A 20,854-nucleotide genomic window follows, 5' to 3' on the forward strand; every position below is an offset into this window, starting at 1 on the left:
CATGACCAGGACCTGCGGCTTCGATCCCGCCAGCGTAGAATTCGCGCGCGGCCACTTCATCGGTGGACAGGTCGTCGAGGACGCCACCGACCATCTGAGCGTCGCACGTCCGTCCGACCTGATCCCTTACGCCGACCTGCCCATCGGCACCGCCGACACGGTGGACCGCGCAGTGACCGCCGCCAGGCAGGCGCTGTCCAGCAGTGGCTGGGCCACGCAGTCGCCGCGTGAACGCGTGCGTGCGATGCGTCGTTGGGCGGATCTGGTCGAAAGCCATCAGGAAGAGCTCGGCCGGCTGGAAGCCCTGGGCTCGACCCGCCCCATATCGCAGGTGATCGCCAGCGACGTTGCCGGCGTGGCGGAAGCCATACGGTTCTTCTCGGAATGGGCCGACAAGCTGGGCGGCGATGTCGCCGCAACCCGATCGAATGACCTGGGCATGATCGTGTCCGAGCCTTATGGCGTGGTGGGCGCGATCACCCCGTGGAATTTTCCGCTGAGCATGGCCAGCTGGAAGGCGGCCCCTGCGCTGGCCGCCGGCAATGCGATCGTATTGAAGCCTTCCGAACTTACGCCCTTTTCGACCGTACGGCTGGCCCAGCTTGCCGTACAGGCCGGCATACCGCCCGGCATCTTCAACGTCGTCCAGGGTACCGGCGCCGTCACCGGCGACGCCATCACCCGGCATCCCGGCATCGCCAAGATCTCGTTCACGGGGTCCACACGCACCGGTACGGCCATCATGACGGCCGCCGCCGAAAGCGGCATCAAGCCCGTCATCCTGGAATTGGGGGGCAAGAGCCCGCAAGTGGTGTTTGCCGATGCCGACCTGGAGCGGGCCGCCGACTGCATCGCCGGCTCGCTGTTGGCGAACGCCGGGCAGGCCTGTGTGGCCGGGTCGCGGCTGATCGTCGAGCGGTCGGCCGAAGCAGCGCTGGTCGGCCTGTTGCAGCGGAAACTGTCCAACATCGTTCCAGGCCACACCTGGAATGCATCGACCGACTACGCGCCTATCGTGTCCGAGATCCAGGCCCGGCGTATCGACCGCATCCTGCAGCAGAGCCGGGACCAGGGCGCCGAATTCGTCATGGGCGGGCAGCGTATCGAGGGATATGGCGGCGCGTGGTACCAGCCTACCCTGCTCACCAACGTCACTGCCGCGACCGCGGCCGTGCGCGAGGAAATCTTCGGCCCCGTACTGACGATACAGGCCTTCGACACCGAGGAAGAAGCCTACGCCCTGGCGGACCATCCGGAATACGGCCTGGCCGCCGGCGTCTACACCCGCGACCTGGGACGGGCGATGCGTGCGATGCGCGCCATACAGGCCGGCACGGTGTGGATCAACCGATATACGCGTACCATGGACTTCATTCTGCCGACCGGGGGCTACAAGCGTTCGGGCATCGGCAAGGACCTGGGCCGGCAGGCGGTCGAACAGAACCTGCGGCACAAGACCGTGCTGATCGACATCGGCGCGGACCAGGCCGCGCGCTGACATCGGCGCGCCCCGCCCAACCCACATATTTGAACAGGCTTTGCGATGCCGATAGCGGTCGATAGCGTCACAGACAGCTCCGTATTCCCCGAACAGGTCGACGTGGTCGTCATCGGCGCCGGCATCATCGGGACCTGCACGGCCTACGAGCTCGCTCGCAAGGGCGTATCGGTGGCCCTGCTCGAAAAAGGCGTCGTCGCGGGGGAGCAGTCCAGCCGCAACTGGGGCTGGGTGCGGCAGCAGAACCGGGACCTGCACGAGCTCGGGCTGGCCATGTACAGCCTGAAGCGCTGGGGCGAACTTGCCCAGGAGACCGGCCGCGACCTGGGCTTCCGGCGCACCGGCATTCTGTATTGCGCACGCGAGCAGGCCGAACTGGACAAGTGGGAAGCGTGGAGCAGGCAGGCACGCGAGCAAGGATTCCATAACGAGCTGCTGACCGCCGCGCAGGCGCGGGCGCGCACGCCGGGCAGCACTTCGCAGTGGACGGGCGCGATCTGGTCGCCCACGGACGGCCGGGCCGAGCCGAGCATGGCGGCACCGGCGATCGCCGAGGCCGCCAAGGCCACCGGCGCGCACGTGCACCAGCACTGCGCGGTTCGCGGGCTGGAGATAGCCGCTGGGCGCGTCCAAGGGGTCTGGACCGAGCGCGGGCTGATCCGTGCGCCCCGTGTCGTAGCGGCCGGCGGCGCCTGGAATTCCCGCTTCTGCCATCACCATGGAATCGAACTGCCGGTGGCCAACATCGGCGGCACGGCCTTTCGCACGCATGCGGCGCCCGACATCCTCACCGTTGGCAATATCAGCGGCCCCGGCTTCGCGCTCAGGCGCCGGCTGGACGGCGGGTACACCGTGGCGCTGCCGGGGCACGGCACGCTCAACATCACGCCGCATGGGCTCAGGCACGCCACCAAGTTCTATCAGATGTACCGGGCGAAGCTGGCCAAGAAACTGAAGTACCGCTTGAACAGCAGCTTCTGGAACGGGCCCGAAGCGGCCGGGAAATGGCGCAACGACGGGCCATCCCCCTTCGAGGCGATCCGGATCCTGGACCCGGCGCCCGACCGCGAAATCGTGGCCACGGCGCTGCGCAATATCGCCCGCGAATTTCCCGCATTGCGCGACGTGCAGGTCGCCGCGGCCTGGGGATCCATGATCGATACCGCGCCGGATCTCGTACCCATCATATCCAAGGTGGATCGCCTGCCCGGCCTGGTGATTGCGTCAGGCTTCAGCGGCCATGGCTTCGGCATCGGTCCCGGCGCGGGACGCCTGGCGTGCGAGCTCGCCACCGATGCCGCGCCCTTCGTCGACGTGCGTGCCTACCGGCTGGACCGCTTCAGCGATGGCTCGGCGATCAGGCGTCCGGAAATGATGTGACGCGCGCGGGCCGCAGGCCAATAGGCGCGTGCCCGCGGCGCCTAGGTAGTTTCACTAAAGTAGTACGAAAAACTCTCCCGGCTCACCCTGTTTCGCCTATATTGTTCAACATACTGAATCGTCCGGCCGTTTCGACAACAATACTGGCGTAGCGAGCGGCCGAACACATAAGGGGATGATCATGAAGCAATTGGTCCGATGCTGGATGGCGGCATTCGCTATCGCTTTCGCGCTGCCCGCCCTGGCGGACGACCTGCGCATCGCCACGCGTACGAGCGAGCCGCCGCTGGATCCGCATTTCATGTGGACCGACGCCAATGTCGGCTACTACATGCAGATCTATGGCGGCCTGACGGCCCAGTCCAACGACGGCAAGGTCCTGCCCTATCTGGCGGAGTCCTGGACCGCGATGGATGGCGGCAAGACCTGGCGGTTCAAGCTGCGACAGGACGCCAGGTTCAGCGACGGGACGCCGGTCACCGCCGACGACGTGGTGGCGAGCTACAAGCGCATGCAGACGCTCAAGGCCAGCGCTCCCTTTACCGGCGCGATCACGGGGCTGCAGGAAGCCCGCAAGGTCGACGACCACACCGTGGATATCGTCACCTCGAAGTCCAACCCCATCCTGCCCCAGCGCGTGTCGCTGATCCAGATCATTCCCGCGAAGATCGCCGCGTCCGCGGCGACCGCCGACTTCTCCGATGGCAAGATGGCGATCGGTTTCGGCCCCTATAAGCTCGTATCGCTCAAGGCCGGTGACAGCCTGGTCATGACGCGCAACCCAGACTTCTTCGGCCCGCCCGCCAAATGGGATAAGGTCACGTATCGCTTCATTCCCGATGGCGGCGCGCGCGTGGCTGCGTTGCTGGGCAAGGACGTCGACATGATCGACGCCGTCCCGCCCGCGCTGGCGGCACGGCTGAAGGATGATGCTTCGGTATCGATGGTGATGGGCCCCTCCAGCCGCGTGCTCTTCCTGACCATCGACACCAACCGTCCGCAGACGCCCTTCGCCTTCGACGCGCAAGGCAGGCCGCTGGCGAAGAATCCCTATGCGGACCCGCGTGTGCGCCAGGCCCTGTCGCTGGCGCTGGACCGGAAAGCCATCGTGGACCGCGTGCTGGGTGGCATGGCCTATCCGGCCAGCCAGATCACCACCAAGGGCTTTGGCGGCTATGACGATACGCTGGCGGTCAGCGCGCCAGATCCGGTGAAGGCCACCAAGTTGCTCGCGGACGCCGGTTTTCCGCAGGGGTTTTCGATGACGATCCACTGCACCAACGACCGTTTCATCGAGGACGCACGGGTGTGCCAGGCGATCGGCCAGATGTTTTCCCGCATCGGCTTGAAGGTGAATGTGCAGACGATGCCGAACGCTGTGCTGACGCCGCGCGCGATGGATCCGAACGGCGAACGCTTCAGCATCGCCATGATGGGCTGGTCCGATTCGTCGGGAGAGGCGCAGGTGTTGAATACCGTGGTGCACACGCCGGATACGGCGAACGGTTTCGGGTCCTGGAATTGGGGGCGCTATTCCAACCCCCAGGTCGACAGGTTCCTGGAGCAGGCCGTCAACCAGATGGATGCGCCGCGCCGCCACGAATTGATGAAACAGGCCATGCGCATGGCGATGGACGACTACGGGTTCATCCCGCTGTATTCGCAGAGCGTCGTCGTGGCCCTGCGCAAGGGATTGACCTATAAGACCTGGGTCACCGAGCAGACGATCGCCGATTCGGTATCCAAAGTGCAACCGTAGAACCCGGCTAGCATACGGATGGCTGCATTTCTCTTGAAGCGCATCGGGCAGGGAGCGGGCCTGCTCGCCGCGATGTCCCTCATCGCGTTCCTGGGGATTTTCGCGCTGGGCAATCCGCTGGCCACCCTGGTCAATCCGGACTCCTCGCCGGAGGTCCTGGCCCGTACCGCCGCGCAGTTGGGGCTGGATCAACCCATGTATCGCCAGTACCTGCGCTTCGTGGGCAATCTGCTGCATGGCGACATGGGCAGTTCGTATATCAACGGCCAACCCGCCCTGGGCCTGATACTGGAGCGTTTTCCGGCCACCCTGGAATTGGCCCTTGCCGCCATGCTGATCGCCACGGCGGTCGGCATTCCGCTGGGCATGTACGCCGGCTGCCGGCCGCGTTCGGTCGTGGGCAGGGGCGTCGGCGGACTGGCGGTGCTGATGGTCAGCGTGCCTACGTTCTGGCTGGGGCTGGCTCTGATCATCGTCTTCGGAATCGAGCAGCACTGGCTGCCGACCGGCGGACGTGGCCAGGTCGGCTCGCTGCTGGGACTGCACACCAGCCTGGCCACCATCGATGGCTGGCGCCACCTGCTGCTGCCCGCCTTCAACCTGTCGCTCTTTCCGATGGCCTTGCTGATCAGGCTGACCCGCGCAGGCGTGATCGAGTCGCTGGATGCGCCGTTCACGCGTTTCGCCCGCGCCAAGGGGCTGGACCGGCGGCGTATCGTGGGCGTCTACGTGCTGCGCAATATCCTGACGCCCATCGTGACGGTGATGGGCATGGTATTCGGCATGCTGCTGGCGTTTTCGGTCGTGACCGAAAGCATTTTCGCCTGGCCGGGTACCGGCAAGCTTGTCATCGAGGCGATACGCACGTCGGATCGCCCCGTGGTGATCTCTTATCTACTGTTCACCGTATCGATCTTCGTGCTGGTCAACATCGCGGCCGACATCCTGTGCGCCCTGCTGGATCCGCGGGTCGCGGCGGCGCAGGGGGTGCAGGCATGAGCCGCCGTATGCCCCGCTTCTTCCGCAGCAAGCTCGCCTGCATCGCGGCGGCCGTGTTCGCCGTGCTTGTGGTGTCGGCCTGCCTGGCGCCTTGGCTGGTCCACCAGGACCCTTATGACCTGTCCCAGCTGGACATCCTCAGCTCCCTGCTGCCGCCCGGATCGCCATCCGATCATGGCTACACCTTTTGGTTCGGCACCGACGACCAGGGCCGGGATCTGTACAGCGCCGTGCTCTACGGCTTGCGGGTCAGCCTGTCCGTCGCCGCCTTGGGTACCGGCATCGCGCTGGTGATCGGCGTGACGATCGGGCTGTTGTGCGCGTATGCGGGCGGCCGCATCGATGCCTTTTTCATGCGCCTGGCCGATCTGCAGCTGGCCCTGCCCAGCGTACTGACCGCGCTGGTGCTGATGGCCCTGCTGGGGCCTGGCCTGGGCAAGGTCGTCATCGCCATCGCTGCGTCGCAATGGGCCTATTTCGCGCGCACCCTGCGCAGTTCCGCTCAGGTGGAAAGCGCCAAGGAATACATCATGGCCGCCCGGACCCTCCGGTACAAGGCAGCGCGCATCATGTTCCGCCACCTGTTGCCGAATTCGCTCGGCCCGCTGGGTGTGCTGGTCGTGGTTGAGCTGGCCGGCGCGGTAGCCCTGGAGGCCACGCTGTCCTTTCTAGGCGTGGGTTTGCCGATAACCGAACCGTCGCTGGGGCTGCTCATCGCCAACGGGTACAGCTACATGCTGGCCCGGCAGTACTGGATCAGCATCCTGCCCGGCGCGGTGTTGCTGGTGCTGCTGCTTTCCATCAACGTGATCGGCGAGCGCCTGCGCCAGGTGAACGACCCGCGCGGCGCGGCGTTGGAGTCGGTATGAACCCTACGGCACCGCGAGAAATGCTGGAAATACTGCGCGTCGAGAACCTCTGCACGGAATTCCGCGGCGCCAACGGCGTGGTGCGTGCCGTCGACGGCGTGGACCTGACGCTGCGGCGCGGCGAGATCCTGGGCCTGGTGGGCGAGTCGGGCAGCGGCAAGTCCGTGACCGGCTACTCGATCCTTGGACTGATCGATCCCCCGGGACGCGTGACCGCGGGGCGCGTCCTGTTCGCGGGCGCCGATCTGCGCACCCTGGACGCCCAGGCCATGCGGTCGATACGTGGACGACGTATCGCCATGGTGTTCCAGGATCCGATGTCGACCCTGCACCCCATGCTGCGCATCGGCACGCAGATGACCGACACCCTGCATGCCCATCAGTCCCTGACCCGTCGCGCAGCCCGCGCCAGGGCCGTGCAGGCGCTGGAGCGCGTGGGCATTCCTTCGCCCGCGGACCGCATGCTGGCCTATCCGCACCAGCTCTCGGGCGGCATGCGCCAGCGGGTGGCGATCGCCATCGCCTTGCTGAACGACCCCGACATCATCATCGCCGACGAGCCGACGACCGGGCTGGACGTCACCATACAGGCGCAGATCCTGGCTGAAGTGCAGAAACTCGTCGCGCAATCGGGCACTGCGCTGATCTGGATCACCCACGACCTGGGCGTGGTGGCCAACCTGGCCGACAGCATCGCGGTCATGTACGCCGGCGCGATCGTCGAGTACGGCGAGGCCCGCAACGTCCTTGCGGCGCCGGCGCATCCCTACACCCATGGCCTGCTGGCCTCCGTCCCCGCGCGCAATCGCGACGAACGCAGGCTGCCGCAGATACCCGGCAGCATCGCATCGGCCGCGGAGGCGCCGGGTTGCCGTTTCCAGCCTCGCTGCGACCGCGCCACAGAAGGCTGCACGATCGCGCCGGCAATGCGCGCCGTCGCGCCGAGCCAGGACGTGCGCTGCGTGCATCCAATGGCAAATGCGGCGATGCCGCTGGCGGCGGAGCGATAAATGGATCGGATTTCCGCCCCCCTGCTGCAACTTCGCGACGTCAGCAAGAATTATGGCGCGGGACGACGCGGGCCGCTGGGCCTGGGGCCGAAGCGCGTTGTGCGGGCGCTGGACGGCGTGTCGCTGCACATCGCGGCTGGCGAGGTACTCGGCCTGGTCGGCGAGTCCGGCAGCGGCAAGTCGACCCTGGGGCGATTGATCGTCGGCCTGGAACCACCCAGCAGCGGGTCGGTCGCATTCATGCCCGGCATGCGTGCGGACGGCGTGCAGATGGTGTTCCAGAACCCGGGCGGTTCCCTGAATCCGCGCCAGCGCGTGCTGGACATCGTGGCCGAACCGCTACGTTGCGCCGGCCAGGCAGACGCCGAAGCCGCCGCGCGAGGCCTGCTGGAAAGCGCGGGCGTACCCGCGCATCTGCTGAAACGCTACCCGCATGAATTATCCGGTGGGCAGTGCCAGCGCATCGGCATCGCACGCGCCCTTGCGCTGGGCCCGTCGCTGATCGTTTGCGACGAGCCGGTATCCGCGCTGGACGTCTCCATACAGGCGCAGATCCTGAACCTGTTCGCCGACCTGCGGGAACGGACGGGCTGCGCCTATCTCTTCATCAGCCATGACCTGCCCGTGGTCGAGCGCATGAGCGACCGCGTCGCCATCATGTACCTGGGCCGTATCGTGGAAGTGCTGCCCGCCAAGTCCCTGGCGGCCGACGCGGCGCATCCCTATACGCAGGCGCTGATGGCCGCCGTGCCGCCGCTGGACGGTACGCGCCGCGCTTTCCAGGCCATACGTGGCGAGATCCCTTCGCCGCTGAACCCGCCCGCGGGTTGCCATTTCCACCCCCGCTGTCCGCACGCCATGCCGCGCTGCCGCGTCGAGACTCCATCGATGCGCCTGCTGGCGCCCGATCACCCCGTAGCCTGCCATCTCCATGATCCCGACTGACTCGTCCTCGCACAGCGAAGTGTCCTGGTGGTACCGCGATGCCATCGCCTATGAGGGCAATTTGCCGGATGCTCCGCCCCTGATCGGGGGGCACCGGTTCGACGTCGTGATCGTGGGCGGGGGCTTTGCCGGCCTCTGGACCGCGCTCACGCTGCTCGAACGGCGCCCCGGCCTGTCCATCGCGCTGATCGAAGCGCGCACCTGCGGCTCCGGTGCCAGTGGCAAGAACGGCGGTATGACGTCGGGCTATTGGTCGCGCCTGGCCAAAATGGAAGCCCTGTTCGGCAAGGAGCAGTCGTTGGCGGTGGCGCGGGCGGCCTCGAAAGCCCAGCAGCGCATCCGCGAGTATGCGCGCGACTGTGGTGAAGATCTTTGGTGGCGGGAAAGCGGCACCCTGCTCGTGTCGGTCCATCCGGAGCATGACACGCGCGCCGCGACATGGGTGCGAAACGCGGCGCGTTTCGGCGTGCCGGAAACGGTCAGCGAACTGAGCAAGGAGGATGTCGCCGGGCTCTGCGTTTCGCCATTGTTCCGAGGCGGCGCCCTGTTCCCCGACTCGGCGCTGATCCATCCCGCCCGCCTGGCGCGGTCGCTGCGGCGCAACGCCCTGGCCAAGGGCATCGCCATTTACGAAAATACACCGATGGTCGGCCTGGACCGCGGCACACCCAATCGCGTCCGCTGCGATAAGGGCGAGGCCATCGCGCCCGAAGTCGTGCTCGCGACGAACATCGGGCTGACCGAAATTCCCGAGATCCGCCGGCATATCTCGATGTTTTCCAGCTATGTCGCCATGAGCGAGCCGGCCGGCGAATTCCTGGATCGCGTCGGTTGGAACGGGGCCGAAGGCATCGTCGATTCGCGCCAGTTCATCCGCTACGCGCGCAAGACGCCTGACCAGCGCATACTGGCCGGCTGGGGCGGCGGCCCCCTGGCGGCCGGCAGCGGCCACCGCTCTTCAAGGCTGTATGGACATGGCGCGTCGCGCGACCGCGTGCGCGGCCTCTTGGGCGAATGGTTTCCGCAGGCCGCGCCGGCGCCGCGGGTGGCCGCCAGTTGGGGCGGCGGCATCGACGTGTCCGCCGACCAGATGCCCTTCTTCAAGACGCTGCCCGGGACGCGGGTGCACTATGCCGGCGGCTTCAGCGGCCACGGCGTGAACGCGACCTGCCTGGCGGGCCAGTGCATGGCGTCCCTGGTGCTGCGGGAAAAAGACGAATGGTCCAGCCTGGCGCTGTGCACGCGCGACGTTCCGTCCCTGCCGCCCGAGCCTTTCCGCTACCTGGGCGCCAGCGCGATCCGCTGGGGCATCCTGGCGCAGGAAGACGCGCTGGAGGCGGGACGCCAGCCCCCCATGTTGGCCGACATGCTGGCAGCCCTGCCGGCCAGGCTGGGGCTGCGCATCGGCCGCCGCTAGGCGGCACGGGGATTGCCCCCTATGGCAAGCTAGCACCTGGGCACGGCGCCTGACCGTCGCGCCCACGGCAACTTGACATAGGAGTACGCATGCCGGATGCCCCTTCCTCCTCCGCCGCGCCCGGCGCGCAGCCCGGCGGATTCGTCGAAGTGCGTGGCGCGCGCGAACACAATCTGCGGGACGTCGATGTCGAGATCCCGCGCAATGCCCTGGTGGTATTTTCCGGCGTGTCCGGATCGGGAAAGTCTTCGCTGGCTTTCAGCACCATCTACGCCGAAGCCCAGCGGCGCTACTTCGAATCGGTTGCCCCCTATGCGCGGCGCCTGATCGACCAGGTTGGCGTGCCGGACGTCGATGCCATCGACGGGCTTCCGCCCGCGGTGGCCTTGCAGCAGCAGCGCGGCGCCAGCAATGCGCGATCGTCGGTGGGGAGCCTGACCACGCTGTCCAGCCTGGTGCGCATGATGTATTCACGGGCGGGCGCCTATCCGGCGGACCAGCCCATGCTGTATGCCGAAGACTTCTCGCCGAATACGCCGCAGGGCGCCTGCCCGGCCTGCCATGGCCTGGGGTACGTGTACGAGGTGACGGAGGCCAGCATGGTCCCGGACCCGTCCTTGAGCATCCGCGAGCGGGCGATCGCCGCATGGCCGCCGGCCTGGCACGGGCAGAATCTGCGGGACATCCTGGTGACCATGGGCTATGACGTGGATCGGCCATGGAAGGACCTGCCGAAGAAGGACCGCGACTGGATACTCTACACCGAGGAAACGCCGACCGTACCGGTCTACGCGGGATTCACGCCGGCGGAAACCCGGGCGGCGCTCAAGCGCAAGCTGGAGCCCAGCTATATGGGCACGTTCACCGGCGCGCGCCGCTACGTGCTGCATACCTTCGCGAATACCCAGAGCGCCCTGATGCGCAAGCGCGTGTCGCGCTACATGGAAGGCCAGCCCTGCCCCGCCTGCCACGGCAAGCGGCTCAAGCCGGAAGCGCTGGCCGTGACGTTTGCCGGCGTGGATATCGGCGAGTTCATGCGGATGCCGCTGGACCAGGCCGCCGCGCTGCTCGAACCCATCGCGCGCGGCGATTTCAGCGCGCATCGCGCCGGGGCCGGCGTCGACGGGGAGGCGACGCGCCGCGACCGCGCGCGGCGGGCACGGTCCGGACGCGCCATCCATGCGGCCGCGCCCGACGTCCGGCGCACGTCCGCACTGTCCGAAGAAAAACGCCTGGCGGCGCAGCGGATCGCCGAAAACGTCGTGGCGCGCCTGGGCTCGCTCCGCCGGCTGGGCCTGGGCTATCTGACGCTGGACCGCGCGACGCCCACCTTGTCCAGCGGCGAGCTGCAGCGGCTGCGACTGGCTACGCAGTTGAGTTCCATGCTGTTCAGCGTGGTGTACGTGCTGGACGAGCCATCGGCCGGGTTGCATCCTTCGGACAGCCAATCCCTGTACGACGCGCTGGACCGCCTGCGCGACGCCGGCAACTCGGTCTTCGTGGTCGAGCATGACCTGGGGTTGATGCGGCGCGCGCAGTGGCTGGTGGACGTCGGCCCGGAAGCCGGCGAGCGCGGCGGCCGCGTGCTCTACAGCGGGGCGCCGGAAGGCCTGCGCGACGTGGCGGAATCCCGCACCGGCCGCTATCTGTTCGACCAGGTGCCGCTTCCGCCCAGCGTCGCGCGGCAGCCGCAAGGCTGGCTGGAGCTCAAGGACATCCATCGCCACAATCTGCATGGCGTCAGCGCCCGGGTGCCGCTGGGCGTGTTGACGGCGGTGACCGGCATTTCCGGATCGGGCAAGTCCAGCCTGATCGCCCAGGCACTGCCGGAATTGGTCGCGCTGCACCTGGGCCACGAACCCGAGGATGACGGCGCGGACGGCGCGCCGGAAGAACCGACGGTCGTCGAAACCACGCGCGGGCATCTGGCGGGCGACGTGGACGTCGTCCAGCGGCTGGTGCAGGTCGACCAGAAGCCTATCGGCCGGACGCCGCGCTCCAACCTGGCGACCTACACGGGGCTGTTCGACCATGTGCGCAAGCTGTTCGCGGCCACGCCGGACGCCCGCCGACGCCGCTATGACGCCGGCAGGTTCTCGTTCAACGTCGCCAAGGGCCGCTGCGAAACCTGCGAAGGCGAAGGTTTCGTCAGTGTCGAACTGCTGTTCATGCCCAGCGTCTATGCGCCCTGCCCGGCCTGCCACGGCGCGCGCTATAACGAGGCCACGCTCAAGGTGCGCTGGAACGGGCGCAATATCGCCGAAGTGCTGCGCATGACGGTGGAAGAAGCCTGCGACTTCTTCGCCGGCGAAGAGCCGGTGCTGCGCTCGTTGCGGCTGCTGCGCGAGATCGGCCTGGGTTATCTGCGCCTGGGCCAGCCGGCGACCGAGCTGTCCGGCGGCGAGGCCCAGCGCATCAAGCTGGCGACCGAGCTGCAGCGCAGCCAGCGCGGCCACAGCCTGTACGTGCTGGACGAACCGACGACCGGCCTGCATGCCTTCGACGTGGACCTGCTGATGGCCCAGCTGCAGCGCCTGGTGGACCTGGGCAACACGGTGGTAACCGTGGAGCACGACATGCGCGTCGTGGCGCAGGCCGACTGGGTGATCGACGTGGGCCCCGGCGCGGGCGACGAGGGCGGACGCATCGTGGCTGAAGGCCCGCCCGCGGCGGTGGCCGGCAGCCCGGACAGCGCCACGGCGCCGTTCATTGCCGCATGCCTGGCGGCGTCATCCGCGACCGCGCCCCGGCGTCTCGCGTGATTTCGCCAGCGTCTTCTGCGCATGTTCGGTAAGGATGTCCAGCGCGCGGTCCAGCACCGCGCGTTCTTCCTCGCTCAGGACCGACAGCAGTTCTTCATTGCGCCTGACCGCGCGCGGAAAGACCTTTCGGTATAGCGCCTTGCCCTGCGCCGTCAGGCTCAGCTGCACGCCGCGGCCGTCGCTTTCGTCGGAATCGCGTTGCAGCAGGCCGCGCTCGATCATGTCCGAGACCGTGCGGCTGGCCTGGCTCTTGTCCAGGTTGATCTCCCGCGCCAGGCCTTGCAAGGACATGGGCGCATGGGCGCCCAGCATGCCGACGATGCGCCATTCCCGCGGGTCCAGGCCGAAGTCGCGTTGATTGGACTCGGCGGCAAGCCGGCTCCACGTGCTGGCCAGGATGTTCAGGCGGAAGGAAATCAGCTCCTTGAAATTGCGCGCCGGCACTTTCGCCGGCGGGGACGACGGGGCTTCGAGGGGCATTTTCGTTCGGGAGACGGATGCGGTGCTCATGATGGCGAAGTCTAATGGATGCCCGGCGCGGACGTGGACGCGGATGCGGATGCAGACGTGGCTAACGCGCCGACGCGCAGCGGGTTGAGGCCGCTGCGCGCCACCCTGCCTTGCAGCGGCCGGCCCAGCGCCTGTTCGCAGGCTTCGACCGTGGACAGCAGGCTATCCAGGTCGATGCCGGTCCCGACGCCCATGTTCTCGAAGAGGTCGACCAGGTCTTCCGTGCAGACGTTGCCGGTATGGCCGCCGCCGTAGCGCACCTTGGCCGGGTGGCCGCCGACCCCGCCGAACGCGCAATCGAAATGGCGAACGCCCGCCTCCAGCGCCGCGACGTAATTGGCCAGGCCGGTGCCGCGCGTGTCATGGAAATGGGCGATGGGAACGACGTCCGGAAATTCCGCCATCGTGCGGCGGAACAGCGCGCGCGTGGTGACGGGCGTAGCGGTGCCCGTGGTATCCCCCAGCGTCACGTGGCGCACGCCCGCCTCGCGCATGCGGCCGACGTCCTCGATCACCGTGTCCGGATCGACGTGGCCTTCGAACGAACAACCGAACGCCATGGAGATCGTACCGATCAGGCGGAAGCGGCCGTCGGCCGCCTGGGCCATCTGGCGGATGTTGGCCCACTGGTCGGCGCGGCTGCGCGCCAGGTTTTTCATGGAGTGCGTTTCAGTGGCCGACACCAGCAGGCTGATCTCGTTGGCGCCGATGCCGGCCTGCGCATCGGCGATGGCCCGTTCCACCGCGCGGACGTTGGCACAGGTGGCCTTGTAGAAGACGCCCGGCCGGCGCGGCAGCGCGCGCAGCATGTCGGTGGCGTCGGCGAACTGCGGCACCACCTTGGGGTTGCTGTAGGAAGTCGCTTCCACCCGCGCGAAACCCATGTCGGCGAAGCGCCGCACCAGGGCGACCTTGGTGTCGGTGGGCAGGAAATCGGGCTCGTGCTGCAGTCCGTCGCGGGCGAAGCATTCGCAGAGCACGACGTCGCGGCCGTCGTCTTCCAGCGAGGGGCTGTGGTCGGCGTTATCGCGGAGATTCATGAGGCCACCGTATCCCGTTCGATTTTCCAGAGCTTGATCGCATATTCGCGCAGCTTGTTCTTCTGCACCTTGCTGCTGCCCGTCATGCCGATGTGCTCGAAGGTATCCACCAGCGCCATATAGCGCGGGACCTTGAAGTTGGCGCAACGCGCCTTGCACCAGGCCAGCAGTTCTTCGCAACTGCCTTGCTGTCCGGGCTTGAGCAGGATGAAGGCGCCGGCGACTTCGCCGAGGCGGGCGTCGGGCACGCCTATCACCTGCGCCATCTGGACCGCGGGATGGCCGTGCAGGATTTCTTCCACTTCCGCCGGGGCGACGTTTTCGCCGCCCACGCGGAACATGTCCTTCAGCCGGCCCACCATGCGCGTGCGGCCGTCGGCGCGCTGCTCGCCCAAATCGCCGGTGCGCAGCCAGCCGTCTTCCGTGAAGGCGCGTGCCGTGGCGTCGGGCAGGTTGTAGTAGCCGCGCATGACGTTCCACCCACGCACCTGGATCTCGCCCCGGGCTGGAGTGCCCCGGGCAGGAGTGCCCCGGGCAGGAGTGCCCCGGGCTGGAGTGCCCTCGTCGCGAGCGCCCGTCATCGCGCCAGGCGGGATCACCACGCCGCTGTCGGGATCCGCCAGCCGCACTTCCACGCCCGGGTGCGGCAGCATATAGCCGTCGCGACGCAGCTCGAACGCATCGTTCCGATCGCTGACCAGCACGTTGGGCGACGCTTCGGATTGCCCGTAGGCGTTGCAGACGTAAGACACCCGCATGACGTCGCGGATCTTCTGCATGACTTCGGGTCCCGCCGCGGCCCAGCCGCCCTTCAGGTGCAGGCGCTCGGGATCGAAATCGGCATGGCCCATCATCATCAGGAAGATGGTGTCGTTGCCGGAGGTCAAGGTGCAGCGTTCGGCTTCCAGCACGCCCAGCGTCTGCTTGACGTCGAACTTGGGCAGGCTCAGCAGGCAACAGCCGGTCACCAGGGTCACCAGCACCGACAAGGTGCTGCCGGCGACGTGATAGAACGGCCGGATGCTGAAGTACCGGTCTTCCGGCGTCACGCCCAGCCGGCGCGCCACGGCGGCCGCGTCGCCCAGCATGTTGTGGTGGCTGAGCATCACGCCCTTGGGAAAGGACGTGGTGCCCGAGGTGTACTGCATCAGCAGCACGTCCTGCGGCGCGACGGCGTCGGCCAGGCTATCCAGCCGAGCGTCGGCAACGTCCTTGCCGGCGGCCAGGAAATCCGCCAACGGCTGCACGCCGGCCGGGCAGCGGCCCTCGCCCACCATGACCGCCCGGCGCAGCCTGGGCAAGGCATCGCCGGGCAAGGCACGATCGATCGCCGGTTCGACCTGGCGCAACAGATCGGTGAAGTCTATGCCCAGGAACTGTTCGGCATACAGCAGCAACTTGACGTCGGCCTGCTTCAGGCAGAACTGCAGTTCCTCGAACTTGAATCGCGTGTTGACCGGCACGGTGACCGCGCCGATCGACGCGCAGGCGAAGAACGCGGCGATCCATAGCCCTGAGTTGCCCAGCATCAGCCCGACGTGATCGCCCTTGCCGATGCCCGCCGTGTGCAGGGCCGCGGCCAGGCGCCGGCTTTCCTGGCGCAATGCCGCCCAGGTCAGGCGTTCGTCCGGGCCGACATAGGCCTCGTGGCGGGACCGTTCCCGTGCGGTCGCGTCCAGCACCCGTGGCAGCGTGACCGGGAGCGGCACGCCTTGATCGTCAAGCAGCCGCATCGCCCTTCTCCTGGACCGCGTCGGACTTCCTGCCGAAGCCGGAGATCGCCTTCTGCCAGTCGCTGTGCCGCAGGTTGCGCTGGATGGCCACCAGCTCGATCGCCATTGCGCCTTCGCGCGTCGTATCCAGCCCGTCGTCGATGCATTGCTTGGTCAGCTGCACGGTGAGCGGATTGGCGGCGGCGATGCGCTCGGCCATGCCGGCGATGGCGGCGTCGAACACCTGTGGTTCGTAGACGTGATTGACCAGGCCCAGCCGCAGCGCTTCCTGCGCGTCCACGGTCCTGCCGGTGAACAGCAATTCCTTGGCCATGCGCCGGCCGACGATGCGCGGCAGGCGCTGGGTGGCGCCCACCGTGCCCCAGCCGACTTCGGGATACTTGAAGGCGGCCTCCGAGGTCGCCAGCACGAAATCGCAGGCCGCGGCGATCTCGCATCCAGAGCCGAAGGCCGCGCCGTGCACGGCGGCGATCAGGGGCTTGGACATCGCTTCCAGCGCGGCATAGGCGGTGAATCCGTCGACGCGGCGCGCCACCATTTCGGCGGGGCTCATGCCTTGCCGTTCCTTCAGGTCCGCCCCGGCGCAGAAGGCCACGCCGCGCGCCCGCAGCACGATGACGCGAACCGCCTCGCTGGCTTCCAGCGCCTCGCAGGCGGCCGTCAGCTCATGGCACATGCGCAGGTTCAGCGCGTTGCGGCTGTCCGGGCGGTTCAGCCACAGGGTAGCGATCCCGGTGGCCTCCTGCAGGTCCAGCTGCAGGGTCTCGAATGCGGGTAGCGTGCTCATGGCTGTCCTTCAATCCTGTAGTTTCATGCCGGTGGCCTTGACCAGCTCGGCCAGCTGCTTGCCGTCGGCGCGGATGTACTCGGTGGCCTGCTGCTTCTGCTGCGGCATCGGGATGGCGTTCTGCGCGGCCAGGATTTTCCGGAACTCCGGTCGGTCCTGCACCGTCTTCAGCGCGTTCGCCAGTTTGTCGACCACGGCGGCCGGCGTGCCGGCCGGTACGGCCAGGCTGTACCAGCTGCCGGATACCATCTCGGGCAATCCCGCTTCCGCGAAGGTCGGCACGTCCGGCAGGTCGGGCGACCGTTCCTTGTTCGCATAGGCCAGCGCGCGCAGCTTGCCCGACTTGATGAAAGGCAGGACCGCGGAGATGTTCAGCAGCCCGACCGGCACCGTGCCGGCCACCATGTCGTTGACGGCCGGCGCGGCGCCCTTGTAGGGCACGTGCACCAGGTCCACCTTGGCGTAGTACTTGAACATCTCCGCCGCGATGTGCGGCGAGCTGCCCATGCCGGCCGAGGCGTAGTTCAGCTTGCCCGGCTGGGACTTCGCCAGGGCGATGAATTCCTTCAGGTCCCGCGCGGGGACCGACGGGTAGACCGTCAGGATGTTGGGCACGTTGGCCACCATGCCGACGAATTCGAAGTCCTCGATGCCCTTGTAGGGCACCTTGGTCGCCGCCGGCGTGACCGTGTGCGCGGCCGCCGTACCCAGCAACAAGGTATAGCCGTCGGGCGCGGCCTTCGCCACATAGGCCGCGCCTATGCTGGCGCCGCCGCCCGGCTTGTTTTCGACGATGACCGACTGGCCCAGGGTTTCGCCCAGCTCCTTGGCCAGCGCCCGCCCGAGCAGGTCGGCGGGGCCGCCGACCGCGTAGGGATTGACCAGCACGATGGCATGCGAGGGGTAGGCATCGGCCGCGTTCGCGGCGGGCAGCAGCAGGCTGAACGCGGCCGCCGCGAGCGATGCGCGCCAGGCCGCCCTCAGCGCGGTGGGCAGCGAACGCCGCGGCGATGCCGGGAGCGACTTCCGCAGCGGGCCCGGCGCTGCCGGCGGGATAAGGCGGGGCGTGTTCATTTCTGTCTCCTTTGTGCTTATCGGCTCGCGGTCCACCGCGCGCTCGGTTCCAATCTCGTGCGTCTCGTGCCTACACCGCGCCGGCGCCGCGCAGGCTGGCGATCTGGCCATCGTCCAGGCCCAGCTTCTCGCGCAGCACCTCGTCCGTGTGTTCGCCCAGCAGCGGCGGCCGGCCCACCTGGGGATCGTCCATGCCGTCGAAGCGCAGCGGCACCCGCAGCCCCGGAAAACGGCCGACCAGGGGATGGTCGAAGTCCACCACCATGCCGCGCGCGGCCACGTGCTCGTTGGCCAGGACTTCGTCCACCTGCAGGATGGGGCCGGCGGGCACGCCCGCCGCATCGCAGCGGCGGCACAGCTCGTCCCGGTCCAGCCGGCGTATCGCCTGCTGCAGGCCGGCCATGATGTCCTCGCGCCTGGCCAGGCGATCGGCGTTGCGGGCCAGGGCGGGATCGGCGGCCCAGGCTTCCAGGCCCAGCAGGTTGCACAGCGGCGCCCAATGCTGATCGCTGCCGGTGATCTGCACCCATTTGCCATCCGCGCAGATGAACGCCGCCGACGGGATGCGGCCCGGATGCTCGGTGCCCAGGCGCTCCGGCACCTCGCCCAGCGTGAACCAGCGCGCGGCGGCCAGCGACAGCAGCCCCACCTGCCCGTCGAACATGGAAAAGTCCACGTGGCAGCCCCGCCCGGTCTTCTCGCGCCCCGCCAGGGCCGACAGGATGGCGATGCACACCCACAGGCCCGAGCTCAGGTCGGCCACCGGCAGGCCCGGCTTGACCGGCCCACCGCCGCGTTCGCCGGTCAGGCTCATGATGCCGCACATGGCCTGGAACACTGTGTCGTAGCCCTTGCGCTTCGCATACGGACCGGTTTCCCCGAAGCCCGTGCAACTGACGTGGACCAGGCGGTCGTTCAGTGGCGCGAGCGCCGCATGGTCCAGGCCGTATTTCTTCAGTGTCCCGACCGGAAAGTTTTCCAGCAGCACGTCCGCCTGAGCCGCCAGGCGCCGCACCACGTCCTGGCCTTGCGCGGAACGCAGGTTGACCGTGATCGAACGCTTGCTGCGGTTGAAGGCCATGTAATAGGCCGACACCCTGCCCCGCTCACCCTGCACGACCGGTTCGAAATCGCGCGTCTCGTCGCCGCTGCCGGGCTGTTCGACCTTGATCACCTCCGCGCCCAGTTCCGCCAGGATCATGGACGCGAATGGACATGCCAGCACGCGCGACAGGTCCAGGATGGTGATGCCTTCCAGCGGTCTCATGCCTTGTCCTTGCGAAAGCCGCGCATCATGACGTTGGCGTCGCGGCCGACTTCCAGCGCCTGGGCCAGGCCCAGGTCGGCCGCGCGGTGGAAAGCGCGCTTGGTCGTGGCCATGGCGATGGGACTCCAGCCGGCTACCTTGCGCGCCAGTTCCAGGGCCGTGTCGACAACCTGTTCATCGGGGACGACGCGGTTGCACAGGCCCCAGGCCTTGGCCGCGTGGCCGTCCAGCGGCTCGGCCAGCGCGACCAGCTCGAAGGCCTGCTTGCGGCCCAGCTGGCGCACGAGATTGGCCATCACCACCGCGGCGACGATGCCATGCTTGAGTTCCGGGTAGCCGAAGCGCACGGTTTCCGACATCACGCACATGTCGCACGCGATGGCCAGGCCGGCGCCCCCGCCCAGGGCGTTACCGCGCACGGCCGAGATCACCGGCTTGTTCATCTGCGAGAACACCAGGTGCAGGCTGGTGGTCAGGTCGGCGCGAGCGCTGACCGCTTGCGGATCCTGCGGCGTCAGCGCTGAAAACTCGGTGGTGTCGGCGCCCGCGCAGAAGGATTTGCCCGCGCCGGTCAGCACCACGGCATGGATGCCGTCGGTGCGATCGGCGGCGCGCAAGCCGTCCAGCAGCTCCTGGGTCAGGCGCGTGTTGAGGGCGTTGTGCTTTTCGGGGCGGTTCAGCGTCAGAAGGCGTACCGCGTCGCGGTCTTCGATGAGCAGGTGTTCCATGGGTATCGTCGTGCGTGTCGCCAGTGGTTGTGTTTCGGGGCATGCCGATCCGGCTGCCATGAGATCGATGCTAAGGGGCGGCGTCGGGATGCGGGGTTCAGGCAGCCATCGCCCGCAGCCTGCCGGTGGCGTCGGCCAGTTCGCGCACCAGTTGAGCCATTACGGCGGCGGCGGGCTCGATGCGTGACACCAGGCCTGCCGACTGGCCCAATTCCACCTTGCCCCACTCGACGTCGCCATCCAGCGCCGCCTGCTTGAGCGTGCTCTTCTTGAACAGCGCCAGGTAGTCTTCCTGCGCGACCTGGTCGCGCTCGGCCGCGAACACCGCCTGCGCGAACGCATTGCGCAGGCCCCGTATCGGCAGGTCGCGGCGCCCCACCAGGGCCGTGTCGTGGACATCCGCGGCCAGCACCACCGCCTTGTAGTTGGCGTGCACGGTCGCCTCTTCGGTCAGCAGGAATCGCGTGCCCAGCTGCACGGCGTCCGCGCCCAGCGCGAGCAAGGCGGCAATGCCCCAGCCGTCGGCCACGCCGCCGCTGGCGATCACCGGGATCGACACTTCCTGCAGGACGCGCCGCACGGTGACCAGGGTGGTGACCTCGCTGGCCGGCGGATGCCCGCCGGCTTCGGCCCCCACCACCACCAGGGCGTCGACGCCCGCCGCCGCGGCCTTGCGGGCGTGCTCCAGCGACGCCACCACATGGATCCACTTCGCGCCGATGTCATGGAACCTGGACAGGTGGGCCTTGGGGCTGCCTTGCGACGCGATCACCACCGGGACGCGGCCGTTGTGCATCGCATCGAGAATGTCGGCGGCGCCCTGGCGATAGAGCGGAATATTGACCGCGTAGGGCCGGTCGGTGCCGGCGGCCAGCTCGGCAAGCACGCGCACGAAGTCGTCCTGCCTTAACGGGCCGGCTGCCAGCACGCCCAGGCCGCCCGCGTTGGAAACCGCCGCGGGCAAGGCGGCGCTGGATGACGCCCAGCTCATGCCTGCCTGCACGATGGGATGCTCGATGCCGAGCATGTCGGTGATTCTTGTGCGCATGGCCCTGGATAACCGTGAAAGTAGTTGA

Annotated in this window: 17 protein-coding genes; 9 read left to right on the forward strand and 8 right to left on the reverse strand. The window is 67.9% G+C overall.

What is annotated here, in order from left to right; all coding sequences use genetic code 11:
• Position 1: 1 nt before the first annotated feature.
• From CAL26_RS13860 to CAL26_RS13900, 9 genes are all read left to right on the forward strand, one after another.
• On the forward strand, positions 2-1,498 hold the full coding sequence (locus CAL26_RS13860) for an aldehyde dehydrogenase family protein (RefSeq protein ID WP_094849863.1): 1,497 nt from the start codon (positions 2-4) through the stop codon (positions 1,496-1,498).
• Between the two features lie 45 nt (positions 1,499-1,543).
• The gene (locus CAL26_RS13865; protein ID WP_094847486.1) at positions 1,544-2,878 is read left to right on the forward strand and encodes an NAD(P)/FAD-dependent oxidoreductase; all 1,335 of its coding nucleotides are present in this window, start codon (positions 1,544-1,546) and stop codon (positions 2,876-2,878) included.
• Positions 2,879-3,059: 181 nt separating this feature from the next.
• Positions 3,060-4,637: an ABC transporter substrate-binding protein gene (locus CAL26_RS13870; protein ID WP_179283361.1), complete on the forward strand. Its 1,578-nt coding sequence runs from the start codon at positions 3,060-3,062 to the stop codon at positions 4,635-4,637.
• A gap of 18 nt (positions 4,638-4,655) precedes the next feature.
• Positions 4,656-5,636: an ABC transporter permease gene (locus CAL26_RS13875; protein ID WP_094847488.1), complete on the forward strand. Its 981-nt coding sequence runs from the start codon at positions 4,656-4,658 to the stop codon at positions 5,634-5,636.
• Positions 5,637-5,644: 8 nt separating this feature from the next.
• Positions 5,645-6,505: an ABC transporter permease gene (locus CAL26_RS13880; protein ID WP_256988419.1), complete on the forward strand. Its 861-nt coding sequence runs from the start codon at positions 5,645-5,647 to the stop codon at positions 6,503-6,505.
• Complete coding sequence (locus CAL26_RS13885; RefSeq protein ID WP_256988420.1) at positions 6,502-7,515, forward strand: ABC transporter ATP-binding protein; 1,014 nt, start codon at positions 6,502-6,504, stop codon at positions 7,513-7,515. The genes CAL26_RS13880 and CAL26_RS13885 overlap by 4 nt, the downstream gene beginning before the upstream one ends.
• Before the next feature lie 9 nt (positions 7,516-7,524).
• Positions 7,525-8,460, forward strand: coding sequence for an ABC transporter ATP-binding protein (locus CAL26_RS13890; RefSeq protein ID WP_094849864.1), 936 nt, complete (start codon positions 7,525-7,527; stop codon positions 8,458-8,460).
• Positions 8,447-9,877, forward strand: coding sequence for an NAD(P)/FAD-dependent oxidoreductase (locus CAL26_RS13895; protein ID WP_094847491.1), 1,431 nt, complete (start codon positions 8,447-8,449; stop codon positions 9,875-9,877). The genes CAL26_RS13890 and CAL26_RS13895 overlap by 14 nt, the downstream gene beginning before the upstream one ends.
• 89 nt (positions 9,878-9,966) lie before the next feature.
• Complete coding sequence (locus CAL26_RS13900) at positions 9,967-12,639, forward strand: excinuclease ABC subunit UvrA (RefSeq protein WP_094847492.1); 2,673 nt, start codon at positions 9,967-9,969, stop codon at positions 12,637-12,639.
• Here the strand turns inward: CAL26_RS13900 and CAL26_RS13905 are convergent.
• The 8 genes from CAL26_RS13905 to CAL26_RS13940 all read right to left on the reverse strand — a co-directional run bounded on the left by CAL26_RS13905 (position 12,607) and on the right by CAL26_RS13940 (position 20,826).
• A complete protein-coding gene (locus CAL26_RS13905; protein WP_094847493.1) occupies positions 12,607-13,119 on the reverse strand; it encodes a MarR family winged helix-turn-helix transcriptional regulator in 513 nt (170 codons plus the stop codon). The two genes, CAL26_RS13900 and CAL26_RS13905, sit on opposite strands and share 33 nt — an antisense overlap.
• 41 nt (positions 13,120-13,160) lie before the next feature.
• Positions 13,161-14,189, reverse strand: coding sequence for a hydroxymethylglutaryl-CoA lyase (locus CAL26_RS13910; protein WP_094847494.1), 1,029 nt, complete (start codon positions 14,187-14,189; stop codon positions 13,161-13,163).
• Positions 14,186-15,922 carry an AMP-binding protein gene (locus CAL26_RS13915; RefSeq protein ID WP_094847495.1) on the reverse strand — a complete coding sequence of 579 codons (1,737 nt, stop codon included), beginning with the start codon at positions 15,920-15,922 and terminating at the stop codon, positions 14,186-14,188. Before CAL26_RS13915 ends, CAL26_RS13910 begins: the two co-directional genes overlap by 4 nt.
• A complete protein-coding gene (locus CAL26_RS13920; protein WP_094847496.1) occupies positions 15,909-16,709 on the reverse strand; it encodes an enoyl-CoA hydratase/isomerase family protein in 801 nt (266 codons plus the stop codon). The genes CAL26_RS13915 and CAL26_RS13920 overlap by 14 nt, the downstream gene beginning before the upstream one ends.
• 9 nt (positions 16,710-16,718) lie before the next feature.
• Positions 16,719-17,783 (reverse strand): Bug family tripartite tricarboxylate transporter substrate binding protein, encoded by a 1,065-nt coding sequence (locus CAL26_RS13925; RefSeq protein ID WP_256988421.1) that lies wholly within the window; start codon positions 17,781-17,783, stop codon positions 16,719-16,721.
• A gap of 70 nt (positions 17,784-17,853) precedes the next feature.
• The gene (locus tag CAL26_RS13930) at positions 17,854-19,050 is read right to left on the reverse strand and encodes a CaiB/BaiF CoA transferase family protein (RefSeq protein ID WP_094847497.1); all 1,197 of its coding nucleotides are present in this window, start codon (positions 19,048-19,050) and stop codon (positions 17,854-17,856) included.
• Positions 19,047-19,778 (reverse strand): enoyl-CoA hydratase/isomerase family protein, encoded by a 732-nt coding sequence (locus tag CAL26_RS13935; protein ID WP_094847498.1) that lies wholly within the window; start codon positions 19,776-19,778, stop codon positions 19,047-19,049. Before CAL26_RS13935 ends, CAL26_RS13930 begins: the two co-directional genes overlap by 4 nt.
• A gap of 97 nt (positions 19,779-19,875) precedes the next feature.
• The gene (locus CAL26_RS13940) at positions 19,876-20,826 is read right to left on the reverse strand and encodes an NAD(P)H-dependent flavin oxidoreductase (protein WP_094847499.1); all 951 of its coding nucleotides are present in this window, start codon (positions 20,824-20,826) and stop codon (positions 19,876-19,878) included.
• Between the last annotated feature and the right edge of the window lie 28 nt (positions 20,827-20,854).

Origin of the sequence: Bordetella genomosp. 9 (assembly GCF_002261425.1) — a bacterium.
Taxonomy (GTDB): domain Bacteria; phylum Pseudomonadota; class Gammaproteobacteria; order Burkholderiales; family Burkholderiaceae_B; genus Bordetella_C.

Coding starts and splice junctions, on each gene's coding strand:
- CAL26_RS13860 (WP_094849863.1), top strand. CDS start 2: ATGACCAGGACCTGCGGCTTCGATCCCGCCAGCGTAGAATTCGCGCGC.
- CAL26_RS13865 (WP_094847486.1), top strand. CDS start 1,544: ATGCCGATAGCGGTCGATAGCGTCACAGACAGCTCCGTATTCCCCGAA.
- CAL26_RS13870 (WP_179283361.1), top strand. CDS start 3,060: ATGAAGCAATTGGTCCGATGCTGGATGGCGGCATTCGCTATCGCTTTC.
- CAL26_RS13875 (WP_094847488.1), top strand. CDS start 4,656: ATGGCTGCATTTCTCTTGAAGCGCATCGGGCAGGGAGCGGGCCTGCTC.
- CAL26_RS13880 (WP_256988419.1), top strand. CDS start 5,645: ATGCCCCGCTTCTTCCGCAGCAAGCTCGCCTGCATCGCGGCGGCCGTG.
- CAL26_RS13885 (WP_256988420.1), top strand. CDS start 6,502: ATGAACCCTACGGCACCGCGAGAAATGCTGGAAATACTGCGCGTCGAG.
- CAL26_RS13895 (WP_094847491.1), top strand. CDS start 8,447: ATGATCCCGACTGACTCGTCCTCGCACAGCGAAGTGTCCTGGTGGTAC.
- CAL26_RS13900 (WP_094847492.1), top strand. CDS start 9,967: ATGCCGGATGCCCCTTCCTCCTCCGCCGCGCCCGGCGCGCAGCCCGGC.
- CAL26_RS13905 (WP_094847493.1), bottom strand. CDS start 13,119: ATGCCCCTCGAAGCCCCGTCGTCCCCGCCGGCGAAAGTGCCGGCGCGC.
- CAL26_RS13910 (WP_094847494.1), bottom strand. CDS start 14,189: ATGAATCTCCGCGATAACGCCGACCACAGCCCCTCGCTGGAAGACGAC.
- CAL26_RS13915 (WP_094847495.1), bottom strand. CDS start 15,922: ATGCGGCTGCTTGACGATCAAGGCGTGCCGCTCCCGGTCACGCTGCCA.
- CAL26_RS13920 (WP_094847496.1), bottom strand. CDS start 16,709: ATGAGCACGCTACCCGCATTCGAGACCCTGCAGCTGGACCTGCAGGAG.
- CAL26_RS13925 (WP_256988421.1), bottom strand. CDS start 17,783: ATGAACACGCCCCGCCTTATCCCGCCGGCAGCGCCGGGCCCGCTGCGG.
- CAL26_RS13930 (WP_094847497.1), bottom strand. CDS start 19,050: ATGAGACCGCTGGAAGGCATCACCATCCTGGACCTGTCGCGCGTGCTG.
- CAL26_RS13935 (WP_094847498.1), bottom strand. CDS start 19,778: ATGGAACACCTGCTCATCGAAGACCGCGACGCGGTACGCCTTCTGACG.
- CAL26_RS13940 (WP_094847499.1), bottom strand. CDS start 20,826: ATGCGCACAAGAATCACCGACATGCTCGGCATCGAGCATCCCATCGTG.